Source organism: Microcystis sp. BLCC-F209 (assembly GCF_041928595.1).
Classification (GTDB): Bacteria; Cyanobacteriota; Cyanobacteriia; order Cyanobacteriales; family Microcystaceae; genus Microcystis.
The window spans coordinates 1-2,000 of the sequence record NZ_JBHFLL010000056.1; the positions used below are offsets into that span (position 1 = coordinate 1).

A 2,000-nucleotide genomic window follows, 5' to 3' on the forward strand; every position below is an offset into this window, starting at 1 on the left:
CGTCATGAATCGGGTTATCGTCGGTAATCGCGAAAGTGCCGTTAGTGCCGCTTGTCTTGTCGGACGGATGAACTGGGTTTCTATTGCTGAACCTACCACCCCTATCCGCGCGCAGGTACAGGTACGTTATCGTTCTCCGGCTGTTCCCGTCAATGTTATTCCCCTGGAAAATAATCAAGTGAAGCTGGTTTTCGATCAACCACAATTTAGTATCACCCCGGGCCAAGCAGCCGTGATTTATGAAGGGGAAATCGTCCTCGGTGGGGGGATTATTTCAGGAGCAACCCCATAGGGAGAGCCACCAATTCACAAAATAACCTGATTATGGTTCGGGGGTCATTCTGCCAATTAGGGACTCTCCCCGGCAAGTTGAGCTAAAAATTAACGACGGGGTACAGAAGCCTCGATGTTAATATTCATAGCGGAGACTCTTGGTACAGGATTTCCTTTGGCACTACCGAGACCCCGGGCCATAGCCAAGAAGCTGGAAGGATCGCCAGCTTTGGGTTATGGTAAATATTATGAAAACTTTTCTGACTTTTCTTCAGCTATTTATGAATGTCTGAATGATGTCCATCTGAAACATAAAAAAGAACTGGATTCGTTGCTCACTCTACGATTTCAGAAGTTTAATAAATCTCAGATTATGAACGTCTAAAGTATATACAATATCTGCGATCGCCCTTAAAAAGGGGGACTTTGAATCCGGTTCCCCCCTTTTTAAGTAGGGTTGATTCATTTAAATTAAGTATAGCTGATTTTGAGTCAATAAATTTGCTCGAAGATTCTCAAGTTTATCTTTTTCTAACCAAAAGAGTTAGTCACAATAACTAATCTTTAATCCTCTGCCAAATTTATTATGAATAAATTGATAAAGCTTGTTCCCAAGCCACTAAAAGCCTATCTCTCTTCAAATTTTCTGAGAGTACATCCTGTTAATTTAGCTAATTTTTCTGCTTCTTACGTCGATAAAACTATCAGTTTTTCCCAACGTTCAGCTAACCACCTCTGTCCCTCTGTTATTGAGAGAAAACCCAAACCTCTGAAAAGATTCAATCCTATGGTTGTGAGAATTGACCAATTGCTGGCCGCTTGAAAATCACTGATCTCGCTTTTATCTTCCTTAAAAATTACATCTTTTACCCAATGTAACTGATTTTCTATTTTCCAATGTCCTCGAATAATTTCAGCAAATACTTGGGCGGATTCGGTTAGGCTACTGATATAGTAAGCCGTTTCTTCATAAGTTTTATCCCCGCGACTACCCCTTCTTTCTACTTTAACAATTCTTCGCAGATTTTCAAACCCTTGTCTTTCATTTTTCCTCACTTTAAAAACTTCTATTTTTCTTGATATTTTTCGTCCATGACTATTATCTTGTTCGAGAAAGCAACTTTCTGGCTTTGAGGAATTACTCAGGTCTTGTATTCGCTTATAAAGATTTTTCTGATTTCCTTTAACGGTGATAACATAATCATTTTTACTCTTGGCTATTAAGCTGATTGTTTTTTTCTGACAGTGTAAAGCATCCCCAGTAAAAACTTTATTTTGGAGAGAGCAATCCTCAATTATAGCTTGCCCTTCGTCGATTTCAGACCCTTTTTTGTTTTCGATTCTTTTTAGGTGTAATACTAATCCACTTTCTTGACTAAACAATGAGACAAACATAATAAAATTTTGTTGTTCATCATTAGGATTCTTTAGGGTGTTTTTGAGACTTTTTCCATCCATCCCTAGCCAATTTATATCATCTCTTTGTCCATATTCTTCTAATGCCCATTCATTAAACATTTTTAACAAAATCTGCCACTCAACTCCCATCATTACCCTTCTAATTGTTGAATAGGATGGGACTCTTTCTGGAATTATGTTAAATTCTTGACTGAGCCTGTGCCGATTATTTTTAGCAAACTCTCCTAGCTCTCTATAACCTGAGTATCCTAGCATTGTTCCCAGTATTATTACTACTAATACTATCCATAAAGGGTGTCTTTTTCCTT

The 2,000-nt window shown here is 38.3% G+C and carries 2 protein-coding genes and 2 pseudogenes; 2 read left to right on the forward strand and 2 right to left on the reverse strand.

Annotated features, from left to right (window positions below; genetic code table 11):
* The coding region (locus tag ACE1AQ_RS03675; RefSeq protein WP_374807879.1) for an aminomethyltransferase beta-barrel domain-containing protein at positions 1–292 on the forward strand (292 nt) is incomplete at its 5' end.
* Between the two features lie 89 nt (positions 293–381).
* On the opposite strand, the pseudogene ACE1AQ_RS03680 reads toward ACE1AQ_RS03675, so the two are convergent.
* Positions 382–507: pseudogene (locus tag ACE1AQ_RS03680) on the reverse strand (phycobilisome rod-core linker polypeptide CpcG); the annotation flags it as partial.
* Between the two features lies 1 nt (position 508).
* Between ACE1AQ_RS03680 and ACE1AQ_RS03685 the strand changes: the two are divergent.
* Positions 509–658: pseudogene (locus ACE1AQ_RS03685) on the forward strand (IS630 family transposase); the annotation flags it as partial.
* Between the two features lie 302 nt (positions 659–960).
* Here ACE1AQ_RS03685 and ACE1AQ_RS03690 read toward each other — a convergent pair.
* Positions 961–2,000 (reverse strand): ISAs1 family transposase (locus tag ACE1AQ_RS03690; RefSeq protein WP_374807881.1); only part of this gene is annotated, 1,040 nt, incomplete at its 5' end.